We start from the raw sequence: 18,235 nt of genomic DNA on the forward strand, positions 1-18,235 counted from the left end.
TCGCACTACCGGCTTCCCACCTTCGTTCTTCGCCCTATGTTGCCGCAAGCTTCCGACACGACGGCCGCTGATACAGCCGCCACCGAGTCCAGCGCCTCGGCGCTCGACCCGAATGTACCGAATTTCCTCGGGGGCCTCGCCGGCCCCTTCCGCGGTGCCCAGCAGGACACGACGTCCGATGGAGCGACTGGGTCGGGCCAGGAGGAAACCCCAAACGCCGCTGATCAGGCGGCGACCATGGCGCGAGACTTCGGCGAGTTCATCACGGACCTCATCCGATACGCCAGTACAGGCGACTGGCAGGCCATTGAGGGACTTCTCTATCAGAGCACGCTGGAGGTCGCCGGAAAAGTGATCGCCAGCCTTTTCATGGCGGCGCTCTACTTTGTCATCCTCTTTCTGCTGTACCGGCTGGTCGACCGGATGCTGGAGCGCCTGCTCGGGCACAGCAACCGGATCGAAGCCGGCGTACAGGGCCTCCTGCAGAAATCGTTTCGCGTGGTGGCGCTGACGTTCATCATTGCGATGGTTCTCAGCTCGCTCGGGGTGAACGTGACGGCGCTCGTCGCCGGTCTCTCGATTGCGGGTATCGCCGTCGGTTTTGCCGCGCGCGACTCGCTGGAGAACTTCATCGCCGGCGTCACGATCCTGCTCGACAAGCCATTCAAGGTCGGAGACTACATCGTCGTTCAGGAGCACTACGGTCAGGTCGATGAGATCACGCTGCGATCGACCCGGATTCGAAGCCTCCGAAACGAAGTGATGGTTCTCCCGAACACGCAGATGATCACGACCCAGGTCGTGAACCACACGAAGCAGAACACGCTGCGGATCGATATCGACTTTGGCGTCGCCTACAAGGAGTACCCTCAGGAGGCACGAGAGGCTGTCCTCGCGACACTGGAGGGCGACGATCGGGTACTGACGCGTCCGGAGCCGACCGCCGTGGTCACGGGAATGGGCGACTCGGCGGTAACCATGGCCCTGCGGTTCTACATCCGCGACCCCAGCGAAGAGGTGAAAATGCGATGGGAATACACGGAAAAAGTACGGGAGGCGCTCCGCGACGCCGGCATCGAAATCCCCTTCCCCCACCGGCAGCTCTTCCTGGACGAGGCACGTGGGCTTCACGACAGCTCCCTCTTCCAAAAGGCCAAGAACGGGGACGGCTCGCAACCGCAGACGAAAGACCAGGAGGCGTAAACGACGCGGCCATATCCAGCAACATCAATCAATCGGCCCTAACCAAGCGGCCCCGTCCACCCTCCGCCCTTCGCCCTTCAAACTTCGCCCTTCGCACTTCGCACTATTCCTGTCTCCCGTTCCACCTCCACCCGCGAATCGCGTCGAGGTGATTGTAGGCGGTCAGGTCGAACTGAATCGGCGTCACAGACACGTAGTCGTTTTCGATCGCCTGGAGGTCGGTCTCGTCACCATCGTCGAGGTTCACGAATTTCCCGGCGATCCAGTAGTAAGGCCGGTCAAACGGGTCGACGCGCGCCTCAAAGCTCTCCTCCCACCGGGAACGGGCCTGCCGCGTCACGCGGATGCCCTTCACTTCGTCCATGGGCTTGGCAGGGACATTCACGTTCAGTAGCACGCCGGGCGGCAACCCTTCGTCGAGCACCTGCTCCACGATTCTCTCGGCGTAGCGTCCTGCAACTTCGTATTCCTCAAGCGTGAAGGAGCAAAGGGAGACGGCGATCGCGTCGAACCCTAAAATCGCAGCCTCCGTCGCCGCACTGACCGTGCCGGAGTACAAGATGTTGACCGCCGTATTTGGTCCCCGATTAATGCCACTGACGACCAGGTCCGGCTGGCGATCCAGGAGCTGGTGCGTGGCAAGCTTGATGCAATCGGCCGGCGTACCGGTCACCGCCCACGCTCGGATCGGTCCGGATGGAACGTCAAACTCGTAGGAGTGGGCCCGGACCGGGTCGCGGACCGTAATCGCGTGGCCGACCGCACTTTGCTCTTGCTCCGGCGCCACGACGCACAGTTCACCGTATCCGTCCAGCGCAGTGGCCAGAGACTGGATGCCCGGCGCGTCAATGCCGTCGTCGTTGCATATGAGGATAAGAGGGCGGTCGGAGGAAGAATCAGAAGAAGACATGCAGTCGTTCAAAATGGCGGATCTTGAAAATGCGCGCCGGATCCATGCCCGGCGATCACGCGGTCGCAGCGTCAGTAGCTCTCATCCTCGCTCGGGAAATCGCGGCTGCGGACGTCTTCGATGTACCGTCCCACTGCGCCCTTAATCTCTTCGTCGAGACGGGCATACCGTCGAACGAACCGCGGGTTGAAGTCGGTAGTGAGCCCGAGCGCGTCGTGCATGACGAGGACCTGCCCGTCCGTGCCCTTTCCTGCTCCGATGCCGATAACCGGGATGTCGATGCTGTCGGTCACGCGTTTGGCCAGTCCGGCCGGGATTTTTTCCAAAACGAGCGCAAAGCAGCCGGCATCCTGCAAGCTCTGGGCGTCCTCGAGAAGCTGCTCGGCCTCCTGCTCTTCCTTCGCCCGCACTTTATAGGAGCCGAAGTTGTAGATGCTCTGAGGCGTCAGGCCGAGATGGCCCATGACGGGAATGCCTGCCGTCACAATCCGGTCGATCGTGGACGCGACCGCCTGCCCCCCTTCCAACTTGACGCCGTGCGCCCCCGCCTCCTTCATAACGCGGATTGCAGACACCAGCGCTTCCTTGGAGTTGCCCTGGTACGTTCCAAACGGAAGATCGACGATGACGAGCGCCCGCTCGATTGCACTCACCACGCACTGCGCGTGGTAGATCATATGGTCGAGCGTCATCGGGAGCGTGGTCTCGTTCCCCGCCATGACGTTGGATGCCGAGTCGCCGACCAGGAGAACATCCACACCTGCCTGATCCAGCAGGCGAGCCGACGTGAAATCGTATGCTGTGAGCATCGCGATCGGGACGCCGCCCGCCTTCATCTCTTGAAGCGTCTTCGTGGTTACGCGCGGTACGTCCGAAGGGCTGGAAGCCGACGTTTGAGTGCTCATAAGCAAGACTGGGGCGTTCGGGTCAAGGGAGGATCGGCCGCGCGGTTCAACGTACGAATTAATCATGCCGCTCCCAAACCTCCGGCAGGAATCCGTCGTCTTTCCACTGCGTTGCGCTCATCGATCCTTGAAACAGAAAACGCGGGCTCCCCATCCGGGAAGCCCGCGCTGGTATCGGGAAAAACGCCGATCAGAGTGCGATCCGACGAGCCTCCCGTGGCCGTTCGTGGACGCTACGGCGTATCGGTGCCGCCCATGTCGACCGACGGCTCCGGCTCCGTGCCTTCTTCCGGCACTTCAATGCCGAGTTGGCGCGCCACATCGACGGTGATGTCGACCGCTGTGTCGGTGTTTTCAGCCACGTAGAGAAGCGCCTCCGTTCGAACGACGAAGTCAATATTCTGCTGTGACGAGACATCACCGATCGCCGTCTGAAGCTCCTCGAGGAGCGGCTGCATCAGCTCGCGCTCCCGCTGAGCCAGTTCCTGCTCCCGCTGTGCGGCGGACTGCTGAAGCTGCTGCTGCCGCTGACGGAGCTCCTGCTCGCGGCGAGCCTTGACGGAGTCGGCCAGTAGCGACTGCTGACGCTGATACGTCTGAAGGCGCTGCTGAAACTGCTGCTGCTCCTGCTGGAGTTCCTGCTGCTGGCGCTGGGCCTCCTGCTGGAGTTGCTGCTGCACATTCGTGTACTCCGGCATGTTCACCAGGATCAGCTGCTGATTCGTGTAGCCGATCTTCTGCGCCTGCGCCGGAGCGGCAAACAATAGGCCACCCACGAGAAGGAGGAGTGCAAGCGATTGTAGTCGTCGGATCATGATAAATAAGTCGATTCTCGTAAAAACGATCAGGGGTCAAACGGAGGGTTGGCCGCGTTTCGTATCGGCGGAACGATTCTTCACACGGATGCGACGCGGCACGATTCATCGCCGGGGCAGAGATGTCCCGCACGCGGAAGGCGCGAAGGTCTGCCCTAGTTGTTGCTTCGGTCGGGACTGCCGCGGGGCGACTGATTCCCGGAGGGTGCAGAGCGGTCCTGTTGCTGGCGCTCAACATCAACGCCGAGCTCCCGCAGCACCGTATCGCTCAAGTCATATTGATCGCGTGCAAACATGAACAGCACGTCGCCGCTCTGGTCCAGCACATAGTCGTAACCTTCACTCGTGGCGACTTCTTCAACGGCGGCAAGGATTCGCTCCTGGATGGGTCGCATCAACTCCCGCTGCCGGCTGAACAGCTGACCGTCAGGCCCGAAGTAGCGCTGCCGGAGCGATTCCACCTCCCGACGCGCTTCAGTGATTTCCTGCTTTCGTTGTTCGCGTTCTTCGTCGGTGTACAGCAACTCGCGCGCCTGGTACTCCTGCCGGAGTTCCTCAACGCGATCCCGCGCGTCCTGTATCTCCGATCGCCATTGCTGCTCGACCTGATCCAACTTCTGCTGGACAGTCTGGTATTCGGGCAGACGATCGAGAATGTACTGCGAGTCGATATACCCGATCTTCTGCTGCGCGTCTGCGGTCACAGGAAACGCCGCCCATAGAACAGACAGAACGCACAGCAGGCCTATCGTGCGGGCGAAACGTGCACGCTCGGGCGACCTCATGCCGGCGGTCGGCCGGAAACGTTGAGTCAAAGCGGAGGGCACAGGCGAGGAGTGCAGAGCGAAAAAGAGCGGCGAAGAAAAACAGCCAGAAACCCAGGCAGCAAATCGGCCCCTGAGAGCAACCGCTCCGGGGCCGACGGCAGGCGACCGCTGGATTAGTTGAAGCCGCGACCGAGCGAGAACTGGAACGTCCAGTCAGAAACGCCGTCATCGCCAGACTCCAGCGGTTCGTAGCTGTCGAAGTTGTACCCGTAATTCACCTCGATCATGCCGACGATCGGAAGGAAAACCTTCAGACCGACGCCCGCCGCGCGGTACAGTTCGCTCGGGTTGTAACTGTCAAATCCGAGCCATGTGTTGGCTGCATCGGCAAAGAGGTACGGCTGCGCCTGGAGTTGCTGCGACTCGACGGCTTTCCATCGGAATTCCGCGGAGTACTTGTTCAACACCGTTCCTCCGAGCGGGACCTGTCCGTTGTTGGCACGCGGCCCGATCACACGAGCCGGGAAGCCGCGCACGAAAATCGGGTCCGTTCCGTAGTTGTAGCCGCTATAATCAAACGGCGTACCGCCGACTTCGAACCGTTCGAAGCCAACGTCCTCGCCGGTCAGTGAGCCGATGTAGCCGAAGTCTGTGCCGAACCCGATGGAAAACTTGTTGCCCATCGGCAGATTCCAGCGCGTGTTCAGGCGCCACTTGTGGTACTGCTGCAAATCCCCAATCGGCGGTGCAACCTCCAGCGAGAGCTCCATCTTCGAGCCCCGACGCGGGAAGAGCGGATTGTCCTGCGAGTTTCGAACGAGCGACTGACGAACCGTGACCAGCTGGTTTCGCCCCGGAGGCACCGATGAGATCAGGCCCCGGTTCACCGGCTCCGCGTCCGGATCGTCTGTCGAGCGGTATCGCTGAACGTTGTTGTACAGCTGGAAGCCGAGCGTCGTACCGGTACTGAACTTATCATCGGGCCAGCCGAGGCGGCGCTCGTAGAAGACCGAGCCGCTGATGCGGGTAAAGACGCCGTCGCCGACCTCCTGGCGGTCAGGCTGCTGGAAACGGAACTGGGACGGCGTGTTGCTGAACCGAGAGTACGAAATCGACCCGCCGAGCGGCGTCGGTCGACCCCGGAACCACGGTTCGGTAAACGACAGGGAGTAGCTCTGGTAGAACGTACCGTTCGTCCGCACATTCACGCCAAGCTTCTGTCCGTCGCCGGTCGGCAGTGGGCGCCAGGCCTCTCCATTAAAAAGGTTCTGGATGGAGAAATTATTGAACTGAAACCCAAGCTGCAGGATGAGGCCGAGCTGGCGGCCGTACGTTCCGGACAGTTCAACCTGGTCACTTCCGACCTCCTCGACGCTGTACGTCAGATTCGCCTGCTTCTCTTCCTGGTCGACCCGCACGTCCGGACCGGCGGCGAGCGACTCCTGGCTGAAGTAGTTCAGCTGCATGAGACGGCGAATGGACTCCTGGATGGCGCTCCGGCTGAAGCGCTGTCCCGGAACGGTGTAGAGCTCACGCCGGATGACGTGACTTTTCGTTTTGTTGTTGCCGGTGATCTGAATGTCGCCGAACGTGTAAATGTCTCCCTCCCGGACGTCGAAGGTGACGTCGAGCGAATCGCCTTCAACGACGCGCACGGTCGGCTGGATGTTGGCGCGCATGTAGCCTTGATCCATGTAGAGGCCCATTACGTCGCTCCCCTCGCGGTTGCCGAGGAGGTTCTCCTCCAGGCGGCGCCCATTCCACGGCTCATTTTCCTCAAGTCCGAGCCGCTCTGTCAGCGTTCGATCGGTGAAGACGGTGTTCCCCTCCCAGTCGATGTTGCGGACGTAGTACTTCTTGCCCTCCTGGACACGAACCTGGATGCCGATCCCGTCTTCGCTGCTGAAATAGACGGAGTCGCTGACGATGCGCGCGTCATAGTAGCCGCGGGCGTTGTAGTAATCGACAACCCGCTCGAGATCGTCCTCGTAGGCGTTCTCCTTGAACTTCTCCCCCTTCCAGAAGCGCCACCAGCGGTTCTCCTTGGTGTCGTCCATCGCACCGCGCAGATCCCCGTCGTCGAACTGCTCGTTTCCGACAAAGTCGATTTCCTCAACCTCTACCTTCTCACGGCGATTGACATTAAACATCAGATTGACCCGATTCTCCGAGGTAACCGTTTCTTCGACCGTTACCTCGGTCCGCAAGAAGCCTTTTTCCGCGTAGAAGTCTTTGATCTGCTGCTGTGCCCGCTGCGTGTCCGACGGACGGACCGGGCGACCGGACAGAAGCGAAATCTGCTCCCGCAGGTCGTCCTCGTGTCGGTCTTTGATTCCGCTGAACGAATAGCGGCCGAGACGCGGCTCCGGCGTAACTTCAATCACCAGGTCCACGTTGCGACCCGTCACCGACTCCTGGTAGATTCGAACGTCGGAAAAGAGCCGCAATTCGTAGATCGACCGGATGGCCTCGGCAATCTTCTGGCCGCCCGGCATCCGGATCTCCATGCCGCGAGCGAGGCCGCTGGTCTGAGACACGAACGTACGCGTCTGCTCGTCCTCGACGCCTTCAACGCGGATCTGGTCGATAATCAGAGTTGACGCCTGTGCACGTGGCGAACTCTGCAGTCCTCCGTTCGGAACTTGCGCCTCTGCGGGGAAAACCCAGAGCAGAACCGCGAGAGCAAGGAGGAGGGAGCGAAATCGCATGCCAGGAAGCAAAAGGTGATCGGGGGAGAGACGAAGAAAAGCGCGAGATCGCGGCAGTTGAGCGGTCCGCCGGACGCATCATTGAAGCAACCCGGCGACCGGTTCGCAGTTTCGACGGACACGGGGTCGGCGACGTCATTCCCGGCCCCTCGCGCAGCTCACCGGGAAAGTTGTTTCAGCCTTCATGCAGACGGCACGGCGTGGCGCGGGCTGGTCTGGTTATAACGCACGGGGGTCGGCGTTATTGCCCAAGACGATCCAGATACCATCCACGCGCCGTGGCGCGACCCGATCGCGCGATGAATCCCGGACAACGGTGACGGAGATGTCCGCCGCAGGTCAAGAAATATTCGGGCCGGACGGTCAACGGGTCGACGCGACGTTCCCGGCCGAAGATCAATCGTCAGGAGCCACCGAGGGGCAGCGCGACGCGACGGAATACCTGCGGGGCTATCGGGACGTAGGACGTACGTCGGGCGACGACATCGCGGCATTGAGCGGCGGTTCGTCGGACAGGGCACCGTCTCCAGAGGCAACGTCGGCTGTGGGGTCGACGCGGCCGAAACGGCGGTCGCGGTCTTGGTAGGTGCGAATCGCCTCATACAGTTCGGCGCTACGGAAGTCCGGCCAGTAGCAGTCGGTGATGTACAGTTCCGTGTACGCGCTCTGCCAGAGCAGGAAGTTCGACAACCGGTACTCGCCGCCCGTGCGGATGATGAGGTCCGGATCGGGCATGTCCGCGGTGTCGAGGTACGACGCGAAGAGCGCCTCGTCCACGGCGTCCGGGTCAAGGGATCCATCCCGGACCGCCCTTGCGATATCTCGCACCGCCTCCAGGATTTCCCAGCGACCGCTGTAAGAGAGCGCCAGCGTAAGCGTCATCCCGTCGTTCGAGCCCGTCACCTCCTTGGTTTCATTGAGAGCACGGCGGCAGGGCTCCGGTAGCTCCTGGAGATCACCGATCGTGTTCAGTTGCACGTTGTTGCGCATGAGCGTTTCCCGCTCCTTCTCGATCGTGCGCACGAGAAGCTCCATGAGTGCGTTGACCTCCACGGCGGGCCGGTTCCAGTTCTCCGTGCTAAACGTGTAGAGCGTCAGGTAATCGACGCCGACGTGCGCACAGGTTTCGGTCACGTCGCGCACGGACGACACGCCTTCATAGTGACCGTACGAACGGTGCTGGTCGCGCCGCTGGGCCCACCGGCCGTTTCCGTCCATGATGCAGGCGATGTGACGGGGAATGTCGCCTCGCTGGCGAAGTGCCTGCTGGGCACGCACGTCGGCATCCGTGCGCTCGTCCTCCGTGGAGACCGGTTCGTCGGCGCGCGCATCAACCGACGAGGACTCTGCTGTGGACATCGATTCTGAAGCCATCCTATTGGGATAACGTGGCAGATTTTTCCGGCACAAACCGATGCGAGCGCGTCCGATCGGGAGATCCGGATTGACGCGGATCCGCGTCATGCGGCGATGTCCCAGGAAAACGCCAGGCGCATCGATTAAATAGTGTAACGGTAGCGTGATCGAACATCAACGAAACCGCGTGGAGGTTCGATCAAGCGTATGTAACCTTAAACGCGCGTCCGACAAACGCGCGTCCGACATCGGGCGCGAACGTGCGGCGAAGGGAAAGGTCTCGCCGCATCGGGCTACAGACGCATCAGATCGTTGAAGATCAGGAAAGTGATGAACGCCAGCAGCAGGATCATCCCGATCTGCTGGGCCATCAGCCGGAAGCGGGTAGAGGGCTCCCGGCGCGTGACGATCTCGTACAGAAGAAAGACGAGGTGCCCGCCATCCAGGGCCGGGATCGGCAGGATGTTCATGATGGCCAGTGTAATCGACAGGATGGCGACGATCCGCCAGAAATGGCTCGGCCCCGCCGCCGCGGCAGAACTCGTAATCTCAACGATCTTCACCGGCCCCCCGAGACTGTCCCGCGGATCATCCTGACCGGTGATGACGCGCTGCAGACTCAGCACGGTCGTTCGGGTAAAGTCCCACGTCTGATTGGCTCCAGCGACCACAGCCCCGGCGAGGGAATACGGCTCCCGCTTCACGTCATAGGAGCCCTGCGTCGGTCCAGCAACACCGATGATGCGCCGGCCATCGCGGGTTTGCGTGACGAGCGCTGCCGCATACACGGTTCCCGCATCCGTCGACGACACCGTCTGCGCCACACCTGAGCCCGGAACGGCCTCGATCGAGTCCGGCCGCAGCCAGCGCACCTCCATCGTATCGCTTGGCGCCGTGTTCACGTGGTAAATCAACTCTTCGAAGTAGCGGACCGTGTCCCGGTTGACCCCGACGATGCGGTCTCCCCCGACGATCCCCACAGAATCCGCAGGGTAGCCTTCCGAAACCTGAGACACGGTGGGCGGATCGATGCCCAGCCCGATCGCCTGGCCGCGAAGCTCCGGACGATCCGAGTTGTTGAGCCGCGTGACCTTCTTGATGATCGAGTCGCGCGAGATGTACAGCGGGACGGTCGCTCCGTCACGCCGCACGGTGAGGCGGAGCGTGTCTTTCTCTACGACCGTATTCAGATTCATCAACGTCCCGAAACGCTCGACCGGCCGCCCGTTCATCGTGAGCACCTGATCTCCGGTTTTCATCCCCATGTCCGCCGCAATGCCGCCCGGCATGACATACACGCTCTCGACGTCTTCCATCGGGATGTATACGTCGCCTTCAGCGAAACTGATGCCGGCGAAAATGAGCACGGCCAGAATCGCATTGAAAATGACGCCGGCCGTGATGAAGATCATCCGCTGCCACACGGGTTTCGCGCGATAGTCGTGCGGTTCCGGCTCCTGCCGTATGGAATCACTGTCGAGAGATTCGTCGAGCATCCCCGATACCCGCACGTACCCGCCGAGCGGCGTTGCGCCGATAACGTACTCGGTCTCCCCTACTTGCCTGCTGAAAATTTTCGGGGGAAAGCCAATCGAGAACTGCTCGACCCGCATGCCGAAGTACTTGGCCGCAAGGAAGTGACCGAGCTCATGGATGAAGACGAGCAGGCCGATCCCGAGGATCACCCAGAGCGCCGATGTCAAGAAGCCGAGAAGGGTTTCCATGCAATGCTACCACGCAGATGAAACGATTTGATGCAACCCGCCGACGTGTCAACGATGTGAGCCGCGGGCAAGTTACACAGTTCGCGGTGCCGTCACGTTCACACACAGGGTATTCACGTGATCACGACGATTCGTGTGCAGCTACGCAGAGCCGGAAGGCGCTTAGGGGCGGTCCTGGCCGTATCTAGCCGCGCACCCGGCGTTCTGCGACCAACATCCTTGATACCGTCCCTCCGGCCTACGAGGGGACCCGGCGGCGAACAACAGGGCGCTTCAATCTGCCGCCGGCAATGTGAGTTCCTTTGCCACAGTGCGCGCTTCGTGATCGACCTGGTTCAATGCGTCGAGGTCACTGACCGCAGGTCCGGCGACGGCTTCCATGGTGTCCTCGATCAGTCCGGGGATCGCGGGAAAAGAAATTTCACCGTCGAGGAAGAGTCGAACGGCCACCTCGTTTGCAGCGTTAAGGACCGCCGGTGCTGTCCCGCCTGCCTTCAAGGCGTCATAAGCAAGACGTAAGCACGGAAAGCGATCGGTGTCGGGCGTTTCGAAATCCAGTGATGCGGTCCGTGTCCAGTCCAGCCGTTCATACGGAGCAGGCCACCGATCCGGATAGGTGAGCGCGTACTGGATGGGAACCTTCATATCGGGAACGCCGAGTTCGGCCTTGATGGAGCCGTCGGAAAAGGCGACCATCGAGTGAACGATGGACTGAGAATGCACAAGTACGCGGATCTCCTCGGGGGCCAGATCGAACAGCCAGCGGGCTTCGATGACCTCGAGGCCTTTGTTCATCAACGTGGCGGAATCGATCGTGATTTTCGCACCCATGTCCCAGTTGGGGTGGTCGAGTGCCTCCTCCCGCGTGATGTCCGCAAACGTGTGAGCGGGACGATCCCGGAACGGCCCTCCACTTGCAGTCAGAATGACCTCCTCCACCGAGCGCATCGTCTCCCCGGCCAGGCACTGGAAGATGGCCGAGTGTTCGCTGTCGACCGGAATCAGCGTACTTCCACTCGCCTCCAGCGCCTCATTCACGAGAGCGCCGGCAACGACCATGGTTTCTTTGTTCGCCAGAGCGATCGTCGCTCCTGTTTCGATCGCTGCCAGTACAGGTGCGAGCCCGGCGAACCCGACGATGGCCGCCATGACGATGTCGGCCGGCTGTGATGCGGCCTCGCAAAGACCCTGTGGGCCTGCAAATACGGTGATGTCCGTGTCGGCGAGACGCGAGCGGCACTCATCTGCGCGCTCGCGATTTCCCACGGCGATGCATGACGGTTCAAACTCCCGAGCCTGCTCCACGAGGAGGTCGATGTTCGAGCCGCACGTCAGCGCCTGGACCCGAAATCGCTCCGGAAAGAGCCGCAGGACCTCCAGGGTTTGGCGCCCGATGGACCCGGTGGCGCCCAGCACCGTCACGCGACGCGGCGCCGGATCCGACGCTGAATCCGGATCTGCGTCGGCGGCGGTGAGACGAGAAACCTTGTCGGGTTCGATCATAAATGCACTGTTTGCTGTCCGTAAGAGACGGGGTCGTCCAGACGGGCGAATGCGTTCCGTAAACGCGCGATGTACAGCGTGAGCGGCCAATCGGGCGGCTCGTTGCCACGGGGAGTAGCCGGCAGCAGCGGCTCCCGTACGCGTGGTCTCCCGGCCCGATTGTTGTCCTTCTCCAACAGCGAAGGAAACGCTGAAACCGGGGCCAGCGTAGTTTTTGCTGGAATCGATGCATGCCCGATAACAGTTTCCTCCTGCCGCTGCGACGTGTGCGACCGGACTTTGGAGGATACGACGACGACTCTACGGTGTAAACGAATGGCGCCAGACGTGACCGCATTCTTCCCATTCTTCACGGCCCGTTGGTGCCCCCCTCTCCCCGCAACGAGACGAACCGTCTCGATCGTGAGTCTTGCCGGGCTGCTCCTGTTGATGGGGCTTGTCATGCCCGCCGCCGCGCCCGGGCAAGACACCGAGGCGGAGTCCATGCAGCGGTTCCAGCTCGCCGAGCAGTTCATGCGGGCGGGTCAATACGAACGGGCCATCCCCATTCTGGAAGACCTCTACGCCGCCACCTCCGATAATGCGGCGTATTACATGAAGCTGAAGCAGGCGTACGAGAACGTCAAGCGCTACGACGACGCAATCGGGCTGGTCGACCGGCGGCTGGAGAACTATCATACGCCGATGCTGATGTCGGACAAAGCGCGTCTCCAGTATCTGGCCGGTCGGGAGGAGACAGCGTATGAAAGCTGGGATCGGGCGGTCTCCCTCGCACCGGAACGGTCCAGCACCTACCGCATCGTCTACCAGGCTCTCGCCGACATCCGGCGATTTGACCGGGCAATCGACGTGCTCGATCGCGGGCGGGAGGCACTCGATGAACCCGGCGCATTCGCGATCCAGGTCGCGTACCTGCACAGTCTCGTTGGGAATCACGGAGAGGCTATGCAGGAATACATTTCGATCCTGGGAAACGACGCCGGTCGCCTCGACTTCGTCCAGAGCCGGCTGGAGCCGTTCGTGGAACAGGACGAGGGTCTTCCGGCAAGCATTCAGGCACTGGAAGAAGCCGTTCAGGACGACCCGTTGAACCGGGCGTATCGAGAGCTCCTTGCGTGGCTTCACATGGAGAATGATGATTTCCGGGCGGCGTTCGATGTCTACCGCGCAATCGATCGACTGGAGAAGGAACAGGGGCGGACCCTCTTCCCTTTCGCGCAAAAGGCAGCGGATGCAGGAGCCGTGGCGGTCGCAACCGATGCATATGAGGAGATCCTCGAGCGATACCCCGGGGCCGCCGTCGCACCGGACGCTCAGAAGGGCCTCGCCGCCATGTATCGCAAACAGGCGCAGCAGGAAAATGAACGAGCCGTCGATGCCTCGGGCAACCGAGTGCCCGCTCCCCAATACGAGGCTTCACGGTCGGCATACCAGACCTTTCTTGAGACGTATCCCGATCACTCGGACGTGCCGGACGTCCTGCTCCGACTTGCACGACTCGAACAGGACGTGTTTCGAAACCGGAAGGCGGCCGAAGATCATCTTCGAGACGTCATTCAGGGCGTGCCCGGAAGCGAAACGGCGCAGGAGGCTCGGTATGACCTGGGCCGGCTAAAATTGCAACGCGGCGACCTCAACGACGCACGTCTCACCTTCTCTCGGATCGTGGAAGAGGTTCGCACCGGCGACCTGGCCAACCGGGCCCGGTTTGAGCTGGCGCGGCTGGACTTCTATCAGGGAAATTTCGACGCTGCTGAAACTCGGCTCGACGCCACCGACGAGAACACGTCGGCCGATGTCGCCAACGACGCCATCGAGCTCGGCGTTCTCATCCGGTCAAACCGCGGCCCCGACTCCACGCACACGCCGCTTCGTCTTTACGCAGCGTCCCAGCTTCTGACGCGCCAGGGCGACCTGGCCGGCGCCTCAGCCCGGCTGGATACGCTTCTCTCTTCATACGGGCGGCATGGCCTGGCCGACGACGCACGTCTGCAGCGGGCTCGTCTTCTCGATGCACGCGGACAAACCGATGAGGCTGCAGCGGCCTATGCCGAACTTCCCCTCATTCATCCGCGAAGCCCACACGCCGATGAAGCCCTGTTCGCTGCCGGGGCGGCGTACGAAGCGCTGGGCGACGTCAAAGCCGCCGTCAACTCCTACAATCGACTCCTGGAGAACCACGCCGGCTCCATCCTGGCTGCGGATGCACGGACGCGTCTGCGCGCGCTCTTTACCGAACGGGATAGCTGAAGGACGCGGCGGTTTATAGACGGTGCTCCCGGCCGGTCGGGCTTACACCATCGTGACCGCGTACGTGAGCACGGGCCAGCCGATCAGGGCGTCGAGCAGGAGGAGGTGATGGCGGTCCCGGCTCGGCTCGACGGTCCAGACGGCGACAGCCAGCGCGACGGCGCCTACCGCTTCGACGGCAGCGAGGGCCGGCGGGATCAAGCCGGCGCCGCCCAGGACGACGATCAGCATCCCGCTCACGACCGACGCTACCGTCGCTCGAAGACGAACCATCCGTCCGGAGGGAGCAGAGTAAGTAGGCAATCCTGCGGATTCATCGCCCGGACGGTCGGCCCAGTCAGCCATCATCAGGTTGGCCCAGACGGCAGCAAAGCGGCAGGCGACCAGTCCGGTGAGCAGCCCAGCCGACGCGTCGAGCCGCCCGGCCTCCACCCACGGCAGCAGGACCGCTCCGAGGGCCCACGCCGCGGCGATGGACGAGCGTTTCCCCCATGCGAGGGCCTTTATACGGCGTTTCCCGGGCAGAATGGGTACCACATGGACCAGAGCGATGCACCCGCAGATGATCGCTCCAAAAACGGTCTCTGGGCGCAACCAGGCAAGGCTCACGCCTCCAATCACGACGAGTCCGACGGCCTCGATCCACAGCCATGTCCGGTGCGCGTCGACCCATGCGACGCGATCCGGATGAGCGTAGCGATCTTCGGGCGAGAAACCGAGGACGCGGTCAGCCCAGTACACGAGCGCGGCTCCACAAATACCGGCTGTGATTAAGAAGGGAGAGACCGTAAGCCCAACAACGGCATACGTACCGAGCAGCAAACCCGCAGCAACGAGGCCAATGGGCAGCGGATCATGCAGGAGCGCGCGGACGAGCCCGCCCCCACCGGTAGTTGCAACGGACGCGCTCGTCGATGCTGGTGTGGACCGCGCTGATGTGGACCGCGCCGCCACCTCGGATCGGGTTGAGGAGGATCGCACTGAAGTACGGGCGTTTGATTTACGTGCGTCGCTGGATACAGGTACGAGCGACCGTGCGGGACGGATTCAGGCGGACGGCTTCGCTTTCTCCCAGTTTGGTCGAATCTCAAACAGATTGTTCATAGTATTCGCCGCCGCTGCTCCAGTATATTAGGACCGTGAACATGGAAGCGCTTTCAGGCGCTCCCTGCGCGCATCGTGCCGCAGGTGCATCACCCCTCCCACGAGTTCGCGATTCAAATATGAACGTCCCGCAGCACGTCACGGCGCACCTCGATCGGCTCGGGTTGTCCCCGGACACCGTCCATTACAATCTGAAGCCACCCGTTCTGTACGAATTGTCCCTGGGTCGTGGAGAAAGCGACCTCGTGGACGGCGGCCCGCTTCTCGTTCGGACGGATCCCTACACGGGGCGGAGTCCGAACGACCGCTTCCTCGTTCGCGATGAGGAGAATGCCGATACAATCAACTGGGGAACGGTCAATCGTCCGACCGACCGCGATACGTTCGACCGCCTGAAAACACGCATGGTCGAACACGCCGGAAGCCGCGAGCTTTTCGTGCAGGATCTATATGCCGGATGGGACGCAACCTACCGCATGCCGGTCCGCATCATATCGGAAAAGGCCTGGCATAGCCTGTTCGCGTACAACATGTTTGTGCGTGACGAACACAGCGACCCGCGTGATTTCGAGCCGGGGTTCACCGTGCTCGATCTCTGCACGTTTGCTGCCGACCCTGAGCGCGACAACACCAACTCGGAAGCCGCGATCTTTATCGATGACCGGCAGGAATTGGTGCTGATCGGTGGCACGCACTACGGCGGAGAGATCAAAAAGTCGATCTTTTCAGTGCTAAACTACATGCTCCCCGACCAGGACGTGTTGCCGATGCACTGCTCGGCCAACGAGGGACCAGACGGCGACACGGCCGTTTTCTTCGGACTGAGCGGGACGGGGAAGACCACGCTCTCGGCGGACGCAAGTCGGACGCTCATCGGAGATGACGAGCACGGCTGGAGCGCTGACGGCGTCTTCAACTTCGAGGGCGGGTGTTACGCGAAAATGATCGACCTTTCCCCGACCGGTGAACCGGAAATCTACGGTACCACGGAGCGCTTCGGGACGATTCTGGAGAATGTTATCGTCGACGAGGAGACACGAAAGCCGGACTTCAGCGACGACCGGATCACGCGCAACACGCGGGGATCATACCCACTGCACTTCATTCCGAATGCGTCCGATTCCGGCACCGGCGGCCACCCGGACAACGTCGTATTCCTGACGTACGATGCATTCGGCGTCCTTCCGCCCGTGTCGAAGCTGTCGCCCGACCAGGCGCAGTATCACTTTCTCTCCGGCTACACGGCAAAGGTGGCAGGCACAGAGCGCGGCGTTAGCAAGCCGAAGGCGACATTTAGCACCTGCTTCGGTGAACCCTTCATGGTGCGCCATCCGTCCGTATATGCTGAGATGCTGGGTGCGCGCATCGAGCAACACGACGCCAACGTCTGGCTCATCAATACGGGACTCACCGGTGGGCCGTATGGTGAAGGGCATCGCATCGACCTGTCGTACACGCGGTCGATGGTAGATGCCATCCTCGACGGCGACCTGGCGACCGTTGGTACGGACCCGGATCCGATCTTCGGGCTGTCCATCCCCGAAACGGTGCCCGGTGTGCCAACCACGGTTCTCACCCCGCGGAATACGTGGGACGACCCGGCCGCCTACGACGAACAGGCGCGGGAGCTTGCGGATATGTTTGTGGAGAACTTCGAAACGTATGTCGAGCACGTTGCGCCCGAGGTTCTAAATGCCGGGCCAACCCCTGCCTCCGTCCGCTAATTCCGCTCCTGTGGCGCCGCCAACTGCGACGGCACCATCCCAATGGAAAGAGCTGCCGGTCAGCGTACCGGCAGCTCTTTTTATATCGAAGCCAGGACCTGCTGCTGTCAGACCGCGGCATCGGCGTCATGCCTCGGTCGACCGCATGCTCAGTTCCAGTACTGAACCACGGTCAGGTGACCGCCGATACGACTGATCGCCAGTCGAAGGTCGATGACGACGTCGTCCGTCTGCCAGCGGGCTCGACGGAGGTGCGAATGACTGGAGGTTTCCGTTTCGATCGGTGCCGGGTCGATGTGGCGCGGCACACCGAGTCGACGGTTGACGGACCGCACCACCTCATCGAACATCACATCGTATGTGGCGAGCGCGGCGCCGGTATCGACCCCGCCCTGCTGCATCATGCGAATAAATTCACGCCCCGACATCTGCGTTGCCTCGTCCCACCGATAGACGGCACAGCGAACGAGCGAGTCCGGTCGGGAATAAAAATAAGCCACCTGGCCGGGAGGAAGAAGCGTCGCTTCGCGGTCATAGGACGCCGGAGCGTCCAGGTCGTGGGTATCGACGGCCGGGCAGGCGTCTCGGGTCACCTCGGGCGCCTTGGACGTCCCGTTGCCGGCACTATCGGGGATCAGTTCCCGTGCGTCGAAGAGCGCCTCGTATGCCCTGACGCCTTTCATCGTCGGTTGATCAACCCAGACGGGCGGCACCGGATCGAAGACACGTGCACTATCCGGCGTCTCCGGTCGCAGCACGGTGGTACCGACCTCCTGGTCCGGTGCCTCGGGCTCAACGATCGACGCGATCGTCAGCGCGGAATCTTGCGCCGCCGGCTGCACCGGTTGCACAATCGCCTCGCTGGGAAACGTAACGCCGGAAGGAAAAACGCCGGGCGGCAGAGCAGGCTGCGCCGAGACAACGGACACGGCAGCAGCCCCCTGCAAAAGAAGCGCGCAGGTAACGCAGAGGACTCGGTAGGCCAGCATGGACGGTGCTGTAATCGTGCAATGGGGTGGGAAATATATACCCCGCAACAATCGGCCCACTTTTTACCCATGCCGAAAAGAAGTGTCGTTACACCGCAGCAAATGTGGTCGTAGATTCTGCAACCACCGACAGCAGCCCATTGACGATGGATAATGTAGAGATCTTCGTGGCAATCGAAAAGCGGTTGTCGGTCGGATGTGCCATGATCGTACCGAGGCCGACAATGATAATGCGACGACGTTTCGTATATTTTGTATACGCTGTTACTTCGTTACG

The 18,235-nt window shown here is 61.7% G+C and carries 13 protein-coding genes; 3 read left to right on the forward strand and 10 right to left on the reverse strand.

Translation table 11 applies throughout. The annotated features are described in order from the left end of the window. Window positions 1-36: 36 nt before the first annotated feature. Complete coding sequence (locus ACFCU0_RS03815) at window positions 37-1,203, forward strand: mechanosensitive ion channel family protein (protein WP_434972337.1); 1,167 nt, start codon at window positions 37-39, stop codon at window positions 1,201-1,203. Between the two features lie 103 nt (window positions 1,204-1,306). Here ACFCU0_RS03815 and surE read toward each other — a convergent pair whose 3' ends face one another. From surE to ACFCU0_RS03855, 8 genes are all read right to left on the reverse strand, one after another. Continuing rightward, on the reverse strand, window positions 1,307-2,113 hold the full coding sequence (gene surE / locus ACFCU0_RS03820; protein WP_434972338.1) for a 5'/3'-nucleotidase SurE: 807 nt from the start codon (window positions 2,111-2,113) through the stop codon (window positions 1,307-1,309). Window positions 2,114-2,184: 71 nt separating this feature from the next. Then, complete coding sequence (gene panB, locus ACFCU0_RS03825; RefSeq protein WP_434972339.1) at window positions 2,185-3,018, reverse strand: 3-methyl-2-oxobutanoate hydroxymethyltransferase; 834 nt, start codon at window positions 3,016-3,018, stop codon at window positions 2,185-2,187. Window positions 3,019-3,251: 233 nt separating this feature from the next. After that, window positions 3,252-3,833: an OmpH family outer membrane protein gene (locus tag ACFCU0_RS03830; protein ID WP_434972340.1), complete on the reverse strand. Its 582-nt coding sequence runs from the start codon at window positions 3,831-3,833 to the stop codon at window positions 3,252-3,254. Window positions 3,834-3,988: 155 nt separating this feature from the next. Then, complete coding sequence (locus ACFCU0_RS03835; RefSeq protein ID WP_434972341.1) at window positions 3,989-4,537, reverse strand: OmpH family outer membrane protein; 549 nt, start codon at window positions 4,535-4,537, stop codon at window positions 3,989-3,991. Between the two features lie 236 nt (window positions 4,538-4,773). Next, the gene (bamA, locus tag ACFCU0_RS03840) at window positions 4,774-7,308 is read right to left on the reverse strand and encodes an outer membrane protein assembly factor BamA (RefSeq protein WP_434972342.1); all 2,535 of its coding nucleotides are present in this window, start codon (window positions 7,306-7,308) and stop codon (window positions 4,774-4,776) included. A gap of 450 nt (window positions 7,309-7,758) precedes the next feature. Then, window positions 7,759-8,682, reverse strand: coding sequence for an isoprenyl transferase (locus tag ACFCU0_RS03845; protein WP_434972343.1), 924 nt, complete (start codon window positions 8,680-8,682; stop codon window positions 7,759-7,761). A 275-nt stretch (window positions 8,683-8,957) separates the two neighbouring features. Beyond that, complete coding sequence (rseP, locus tag ACFCU0_RS03850) at window positions 8,958-10,388, reverse strand: RIP metalloprotease RseP (protein ID WP_434972344.1); 1,431 nt, start codon at window positions 10,386-10,388, stop codon at window positions 8,958-8,960. 273 nt (window positions 10,389-10,661) lie between these two features. Continuing rightward, entirely contained in the window at window positions 10,662-11,891 is a 1,230-nt protein-coding gene (locus tag ACFCU0_RS03855) for a 1-deoxy-D-xylulose-5-phosphate reductoisomerase (protein ID WP_434972345.1), read from the reverse strand. A gap of 402 nt (window positions 11,892-12,293) precedes the next feature. Between ACFCU0_RS03855 and ACFCU0_RS03860 the strand changes: the two genes are divergently transcribed. Next, window positions 12,294-14,141: a tetratricopeptide repeat protein gene (locus ACFCU0_RS03860; RefSeq protein WP_434972346.1), complete on the forward strand. Its 1,848-nt coding sequence runs from the start codon at window positions 12,294-12,296 to the stop codon at window positions 14,139-14,141. Between the two features lie 42 nt (window positions 14,142-14,183). Here the strand turns inward: ACFCU0_RS03860 and ACFCU0_RS03865 are convergent, their stop codons facing one another. Next, window positions 14,184-15,122: a hypothetical protein gene (locus tag ACFCU0_RS03865; protein WP_434972347.1), complete on the reverse strand. Its 939-nt coding sequence runs from the start codon at window positions 15,120-15,122 to the stop codon at window positions 14,184-14,186. Between the two features lie 242 nt (window positions 15,123-15,364). On the opposite strand from ACFCU0_RS03865, the gene pckA reads away from it, so the two are divergent. Continuing rightward, complete coding sequence (pckA, locus tag ACFCU0_RS03870; RefSeq protein WP_434972348.1) at window positions 15,365-16,969, forward strand: phosphoenolpyruvate carboxykinase (ATP); 1,605 nt, start codon at window positions 15,365-15,367, stop codon at window positions 16,967-16,969. A gap of 149 nt (window positions 16,970-17,118) precedes the next feature. On the opposite strand, the gene ACFCU0_RS03875 is transcribed toward pckA, so the two are convergent. Beyond that, the gene (locus ACFCU0_RS03875; protein ID WP_434972349.1) at window positions 17,119-17,958 is read right to left on the reverse strand and encodes a hypothetical protein; all 840 of its coding nucleotides are present in this window, start codon (window positions 17,956-17,958) and stop codon (window positions 17,119-17,121) included. Window positions 17,959-18,235: the final 277 nt, after the last annotated feature.

Origin of the sequence: Longibacter sp., from assembly GCF_051155795.1 — a bacterium.
Classification (GTDB): domain Bacteria; phylum Bacteroidota; class Rhodothermia; order Rhodothermales; family Salinibacteraceae; genus Longibacter.